General features: G+C 48.8%; 8 protein-coding genes. 7 read left to right on the top strand and 1 reads right to left on the bottom strand.

The genetic code is table 11. The features are described from left to right. Positions 1–518: 518 nt before the first annotated feature. From Q0274_RS07500 to Q0274_RS07475, 6 genes are all read left to right on the top strand, one after another. Positions 519–1,238, top strand: a complete 720-nt coding sequence (locus Q0274_RS07500; protein ID WP_298028627.1) for a CorA family divalent cation transporter — start codon at positions 519–521, stop codon at positions 1,236–1,238. Positions 1,239–1,257: 19 nt separating this feature from the next. Further along, complete coding sequence (locus Q0274_RS07495) at positions 1,258–1,671, top strand: hypothetical protein (RefSeq protein WP_298028625.1); 414 nt, start codon at positions 1,258–1,260, stop codon at positions 1,669–1,671. A 45-nt stretch (positions 1,672–1,716) separates the two neighbouring features. Continuing rightward, entirely contained in the window at positions 1,717–2,145 is a 429-nt protein-coding gene (locus Q0274_RS07490) for a hypothetical protein (protein WP_298028623.1), read from the top strand. A gap of 205 nt (positions 2,146–2,350) precedes the next feature. Continuing rightward, positions 2,351–2,473 (top strand): MGMT family protein, encoded by a 123-nt coding sequence (locus Q0274_RS07485; RefSeq protein ID WP_298028621.1) that lies wholly within the window; start codon positions 2,351–2,353, stop codon positions 2,471–2,473. Beyond that, positions 2,443–2,637: a methylated-DNA--[protein]-cysteine S-methyltransferase gene (locus tag Q0274_RS07480; protein ID WP_298028619.1), complete on the top strand. Its 195-nt coding sequence runs from the start codon at positions 2,443–2,445 to the stop codon at positions 2,635–2,637. The genes Q0274_RS07485 and Q0274_RS07480 overlap by 31 nt, the downstream gene beginning before the upstream one ends. Positions 2,638–3,353: 716 nt before the next feature. Further along, on the top strand, positions 3,354–4,808 hold the full coding sequence (locus tag Q0274_RS07475) for a potassium/proton antiporter (protein ID WP_298028618.1): 1,455 nt from the start codon (positions 3,354–3,356) through the stop codon (positions 4,806–4,808). 629 nt (positions 4,809–5,437) lie between these two features. On the opposite strand, the gene Q0274_RS07470 is transcribed toward Q0274_RS07475, so the two are convergent. Beyond that, on the bottom strand, positions 5,438–5,737 hold the full coding sequence (locus Q0274_RS07470; protein WP_367271920.1) for an MGMT family protein: 300 nt from the start codon (positions 5,735–5,737) through the stop codon (positions 5,438–5,440). Positions 5,738–6,005: 268 nt separating this feature from the next. Between Q0274_RS07470 and pepE the strand changes: the two genes are divergently transcribed. Beyond that, the coding region (pepE, locus tag Q0274_RS07465) for a dipeptidase PepE (protein ID WP_298028614.1) at positions 6,006–6,604 on the top strand (599 nt) is incomplete at its 3' end.

Below are 6,604 nucleotides of genomic sequence, written 5' to 3'. Positions count from 1 at the left end.
GAGAAATTTTAAATTTATTACAAAATGAAATTCCGTTTAAATTTTAATCCGTGATATGTTTCTATTGGGGCGGAAAGGGGGGCCCCAATTGCGAGGTCACACTTCTCGCAGAGGCGGCGTTGTCCCACAGCACCGCATTGCTCTGCTCGCCCACAAGCCCCCACCTATCCCCCTACGACGCTTTAAGCGGTGCGAGCCTTATGGCTCGCGCAATTTATTTAACGGGGCGCGGCGTGAAATTTTAAAATTTGCAAACAGGGACGTAAAAATTTTAAAATTTCACCGCTACGGAATTACAAAATTTAGCCGAAATTTACAGCTCACAAAATTTTAAAATTCCAAGCGCAAAAGAATTTTGAAATTCCAAATACGATAAAATTTAAGTGACGGCGGAATTTTAGAATTTCTATTAGTAGTGAAATTTCGGAATTCTTATAGGCAGCGGAATTTCAAAATTCTAATCTGCAACGAAATTCTGAAATTCCGTAAATTTAAACCGATTAAGCAAGGAGGCCTCATTGAACCCGATTACCGAAAAGCGCAGCGTTTCGGGCTACTACTACGCCGAGGATCGCGAGTATGTGTACTTCGTGACGGACGCGCCGCGCGAGCAAAACTACCGCTTTATTTTCGACGCGGGCGCAATCTATTTGCAGGAGGGTGCCGCCGAGCCGCGGCTTAGCAGCGAGGTGGAGTTTTTCGCGGTCGTCAAAAAAATCCTAGCACAGTATCGCGATAAAATTTTAGAGCACTCCGCGGAGCTTGAGAATTACGAAAAGATCTACACGCGCCGCGGCGATTTTTCAAAATTTATGAAAAAGCACTCTATCCTAAAATATGAAATCCGCAAATTTCAAAACAAAATTTCGCATTTTTACGAGGCGCTGCTCATCTGCGCAAACGAGCAAGCACCCCTTAAAAAGCGACTGAAAAACTACGCCTACGAAGCGGGCGTTTTCAAAGGCGTGATGGGCGAATACGCCGTCAGGATCGAGGATATCTATCAGTTCATCCAAGGCCTCAAAAACGACAAAATTAGCCGCAACATCTACATTCTCACGATCATCTCGTCGCTACTTATGCCGCTAAATTTCATTACGAGCTTTTTCGGAATGAATACAACGGGGCTGTTTTTAAGCGACTCGCAGCACGGCACGCTCATCGTGACGCTTGTGATGTGCGTGATTTTCGTAGCGATGCTCGGCTTTTTTATGTTTTACGTCAAAAAGCGAGACTGAAACTTCGAAAGGATTGAATTTGGATATAAGCAATGTGAAAAAGGCCCTAAGCGGGTATCTAGGTAGGGAGATTGCAGGCGGTTTTAGAGTGCTGAAAGAGCACGAGATCGCGCGCTGCAACGACGCAGCAAAATTTCCTTTTGAGGGCGATAGCAAGCTGCTGCGCGAGTTTTGTATCTTTGCAGAGGGCGGCACCGGCGATCTTTGGTTGCTAAGCCCTGGCGGCGAGATCGCGTTTTACGACCATGATTTGGAGTTTTTGTCCGAGGCAAATTTGAAAAAATTCGATCTAAATCTTGAAGGCTGGCTAAAAATCGCTGAGCTTTTTTGCAAATTTGAAGCCATTTGCGACCCGAGTAGCGCGCAAAAGGCGGAGTTTAAGCAAAGCGTAGCTAAAATCTGCCCGCAAATTTTAGAAATTTGGGAAATTTAGGCGCTGCTTGCGACGCCTAAATTTAATCGCAAAATAGGAGCAACGATGAAATTTATCGCATATTACGACTCGCCGCTTGGTAAAATCACGCTCGCGGGCGATGAGGCGGGGCTTTGCGGACTGTGGTTCGAGGGCGAGAAATACTGCGCGCATGCTCTCGCGACGAGCAGCACGGACGGCAAATTCTGCATGCGCGATATTGCGGCAAAAACAGATGCCGCTGCGAGAGAGGGTTGCTACGAGAAAGGTCATGCGCTAGAGGCGAAAAGCAGTGCGGATAAAAAGCGGGGCGACGATGATCTGCTCGCAAAAGAGCAGCACGCCGCAAGCGAAACACAGCGCGATTTTGCGGTATTGAAAAAGAGCGAAAAGAGTTATATTGCGGCAGAAGCGGCAAGCGGCGCGGACTTAAAATTCTGCGCACACACTTATAGCGAGCGAAAAATTCTGCGCGCGCGATATTGCGGCTTATGATGCGAGTAGAAAACCTCATGCGACCAATCTTTCAGCGCAAGGCCCGGGTGAAAAATTCTGTGTAAACGAGCAAAGCGGATACTTCGAGGAGAAAAACCTGGTCGTTTTCGATAAAATTAGGCGCTGGCTCGATCTGTATTTTAGCGAACGCGAGCCTGGTTTTACGCCCGCTCTAAATCCCATGGGTTCGGCATTTAGGCGCACCGTGTGGGAAATTTTGCTTAAAATTCCATACGGGCAGACCACGACCTACGGGCAGATCGCGCGCGAAATCGCCGCAGCACGCGGGCTAGCGAGATGTCCACGCAAGCCGTGGGCGGCGCCGTAGAGCACAACGAAATCTCGATCATCATCCCCTGCCACCGCGTCGTAGGCACGCACGGCAGCCTCACGGGCTATGCGAGCGGCATCGATAGGAAAATCAAGCTGCTGCAGCTCGAAGGCGTCGATATGCGAGGGCTTTTCACGCCCGCGAAAGGCACCGCTTTATGAGGCGGCACGGCAAAATTTGAAAGATCGCAAAATTTTAATGCTTGCGCTAAGTTGCGATAGAAGCGATTAAATTTAAACGATCCGTCCATGCCGCGCGCAGGATAGACGCAAGCGGCGATTAAATTTAAACCCGAGGGCGCAGCACCCTAAATTTCACCATAATATTGGCAGCGCCCGTATCCTACTGGGCGCGAACGTCTGCTACGTTTAAATTTAAATCGCGACGCCGCGAGCATTAAATTTATGCCGCAATTCCCGCCCACCGATGCCGAAACAAGCGCGGGTAGCGATTAAATTTAAAAAACCGAAGCGAGTTTCGGGGGTCAAATTTTAACCGCAATCCGCCCGCGATAAATTTAAACCGAGATTCGCGTACAAAGCTCGCAAGCGCCAAGCACAAAACTTGTGCCTCTAAATTTTAAAAGGCAGCTCGGCTCACCGAAGCGACTCGACTCCGTAAAATTTCAATCTCAATCCGCCGCTCTAAACGAATCTGTAAAATTTAGCCGATTTAGCGAATCGTAAAATTTTAAAGTTCAGGCGCAACCGAGCTTTAAAATAAAATTTTACGACCCCCGCGGCTCTGCTATCTGGTTTCGTTTGAGCGGAGTAAATTTAAATTTCGCCCATTAGCCGTTCAATAAAATTTTATCGCAAAAACCCACCTAAAAATGGGGAAAACCCGCTATAATCTTGAAAAAATTATGGAGCGCTTTTTGGAAAAATTTCTACTCTTCGCCGCGATCTTACTCATCGCAAGCATCGTGCTCAATAAGATCTCGGGCAAATTCGGACTTCCTTCACTCATCGTATTTTTGGCAGTAGGGATGCTCGCAGGCTCGGACGGGCTTTTGCGCATCGATTTTACGAGCCACCGCATCACTCAAGATGTCGGCATGATCGCGCTTATTTATATTTTATATGCGGGCAGGCTCGATACTAATTTAAAATCGATCCGCCCGGTAATGGCTAGCGGCATCATCTTAGCGACGCTCGGGGTGGTGGTCACCGCATGCGCGACGGCGGTTTTGGTTAAAATTCTGCTCGGCTTCAGCTGGCTTGAAGCGCTGCTTTTAGGCGCCATCATCTCTTCTACAGACGCTGCTGCGGTCTTTGCGATACTGCGCGCCAAAGGAATTTCGCTAAAAAACAATCTCGGTCCGCTATTAGAGCTCGAATCCGGCAGCAACGACCCGATGGCGATCTTTTTGACCGTCACGATTATCCAGATCATCTCGCTAAATCAAAGTCCTAGCGCGATCGATATGCTGACGCTGCTAATCAAGCAGTTTTTCATCGGCGGGCTTATGGGTTACGCCTTCGGCAGGGCGCTGCCGTCGATTTTCAATAGATTAAGGCTCGAGCATTGGGGGTTGTATCCGGTGTTTTCGATGGCGTGGGTGGCGCTACTTTTTACGCTGTGTATGAAGCTCGGCGGCAACGGTTATATCGCCGTTTACGTCGCAGGAATGTTCGTCAATAAGCGAGAGTTTGCACACAAGAAAAACCTCATCGGCTTTCACGACGGCATAGCGTGGACGATGCAGATCACGGTATTTATCACGCTGGGGCTTTTGGTTTTCCCGTCCGAGCTGCCCGCCGTCGCGCTTATGGGCTTTGTAACGGCGCTGTGGCTGATGTTTGTCGCGCGACCTTTGGGGGTATTCATATCGCTTGCGTTCTCTAAATACAGCAAGAAAGAGAAGGTCTTTATCTCGTGGGTCGGGCTTCGCGGCGTCGTGCCTATCGTGCTTGCAACCTACCCGTATGCCGCGGGGATCGAGCACGCGGGACTTATCTTTAACACCGTCTTTTTCATGGTCCTAATTTCGGTGCTGATACAGGGAATGAGCCTGGAGCGCGCCGCGGATAGATGCGGCGTACGCGAGCCGCCGGAGCCGGAGAGCGCGGAGCCGAATTCGAATATGCCGATCTTTTATTGCACGCTGCGCCAGTACACCGTGGATCCAGGCTGCATGCTGATCGATAAAATTTTAGCCGAGCTTGAGCTGCCGGAGGATTTCCTCGTCATCCTGATTAGGTGGCACGGCGAATACATCAAGCCTACCGGATCGACGGTGTTGCAAGAGGGTGATCTGCTGCTTGTCCACTGCGATGAGGAGAGCGTATACAACGCGGTTTTAAAGGGCTTCGAGGCGCCTAAAGCGTAAGCTCGCGGGGTGGAGTTGCGGCGCAAAAATTTTAATTTAGCGCGCCTTTTGCCGCTCGCAACGACTTGATTATCCGCGCCTAAATTTACGCTATCGCGTAAAGATCGCTAGTTGCAAAGGCGTAATTTTAAATTTCGCAGAGGCTCCCAAACTTACGAGATTTAAAATTTCAGCCGCACGAAATTTGACCCAAAAGCATCAGTATTAACGGAGTGTCGATCCGTTTTGAAATTTAACCGCGTAAATTTTAAATTTTCTAAATTTCGTAAATTTCAAAACCGGTTTAAATTTGGCAGGTTCCAAACGGATGGAATTTTGAATCCGCTTGTCGAGACGCTAGGTCCTTGACGATCGATCGATTTTAAAATTTTAAATTTTTATCTGGCAAATTTATGCAGGCACGGCTCCGAAATTACGTAAAAAACGGCAAATTTGAAACTCCAACGGAGTAAATTTACACCCAGGCGGCGGCGCGAATTCGAGATTAAAAGCGAAGGTTTCAAACTCCAACGGAGTAAATTTAAATTTCACTGCCCTTACGGCGCAATATCGAAATGCCGTATTTCAAATCGCTACGACCGCAAGAGCTTGCAGCCTTTAAATTTAGCTCTTTTTTTAAGCAGTCCGCTTCACCACTCCCAACGGTGCTTTTTCATATCGACGCGCTCGCCTCTAAATTCCACGCCTTCCGCCTCTAGCAGTTTGCGCTGAGCCGCAAAGCTCGCTGCCAAGGCGCCTGAGTGGTTTACCACGCGGTGGCACGGGTAGTCGCCGTAGAGCTCCGCTTGCGAGAGCACGCGCCCCACGAGCCGCGAGCAAGCAGGCAGCCCAATCAGGCGTGCGATCTGTCCGTAGCTAGCGACCCTGCCCGCGAGGATCTCCCTTACGACCGATAAAATTTCATAGATCAAATTTTGCGTCAAAACCATGGCGCGATTATACTCTTTCGCGTTTAAATTTAGGCGAAATTTCACTAAATTTAACCTCGTATCGGCGCCATGAATTTCATTAAATTTAGCCGCACTTTAAAAATTTTACGACGCGGCGCCTCGCCTAATTTCGAAATTTAGTAGTTTTAAAATTTACCTTGCCGAGGCCTTGGGGCGAGCGAAATTTAAACCGAATATTCAGCCCCTCTTTATATGTAAAGGAATATAATTTTAAAGTAAATACAAACTTTGATTTAAAGGAGAAAAGATGCAAAATCAAAGACGAGACCTACTAAAGGTAGCCGCTTTGGCGGCGGGCGTTGCGATGCTCGGTACGAGCGAACTAGCTGCGAGCGAAAAGGCGTTTAAGCTCTCAAAGCGCGATCATAGCAAGCAAAGAGCGCTGCTGCTCTCAAGCTCGGGTTACAAAGACACGAAGTATCTATCGCACGCGGTGTCGTGGATCGGTAAATTTGCGCAGGAGAATAACCTTGCGGGCAAAAAGATCGTTTTCATCCCTTACGCAAGCCTTCGCAGGAGCTACGACGAGTATGAAAAGCGCGTCAAAGAGGCGCTTGCGAGCTTAAGCTTAAATATCGTCGGCGTCCATCACGCTAAAAACGCCGCTAAGGAGGTCGCGAGTGCGGATTGCATATTCGTAGGCGGCGGCAACACCTTCAAGCTCGTGCACGATATGTACGAAAACGAGCTCATCGCTCTGATTAGCAAAATGGTCGAGGACGGCACGCCGTATATCGGCTGGAGCGCAGGCTCGAACGTGGCGGGCGCTACGATGATGACGACGAACGATATGCCGATCATCGAGCCCGAGTCGTTTAATACCTTCAACATCTTCCCGCACCAGAT

Source organism: uncultured Campylobacter sp. (assembly GCF_937973075.1).
Lineage (GTDB): Bacteria > Campylobacterota > Campylobacteria > Campylobacterales > Campylobacteraceae > Campylobacter_B.
The sequence above is the reverse complement of the archived record's forward strand: the minus strand, read 5'-3'. Positions and strand labels throughout refer to the sequence as shown.

Bases quoted from the DNA above. Each gene is read 5' to 3' on its own strand.
- Q0274_RS07490 (WP_298028623.1), top strand. From the start codon at position 1,717: ATGAAATTTATCGCATATTACGACTCGCCGCTTGGTAAAATCACGCTC.
- Q0274_RS07470 (WP_367271920.1), bottom strand. From the start codon at position 5,737: ATGGTTTTGACGCAAAATTTGATCTATGAAATTTTATCGGTCGTAAGG.
- Q0274_RS07480 (WP_298028619.1), top strand. From the start codon at position 2,443: ATGTCCACGCAAGCCGTGGGCGGCGCCGTAGAGCACAACGAAATCTCG.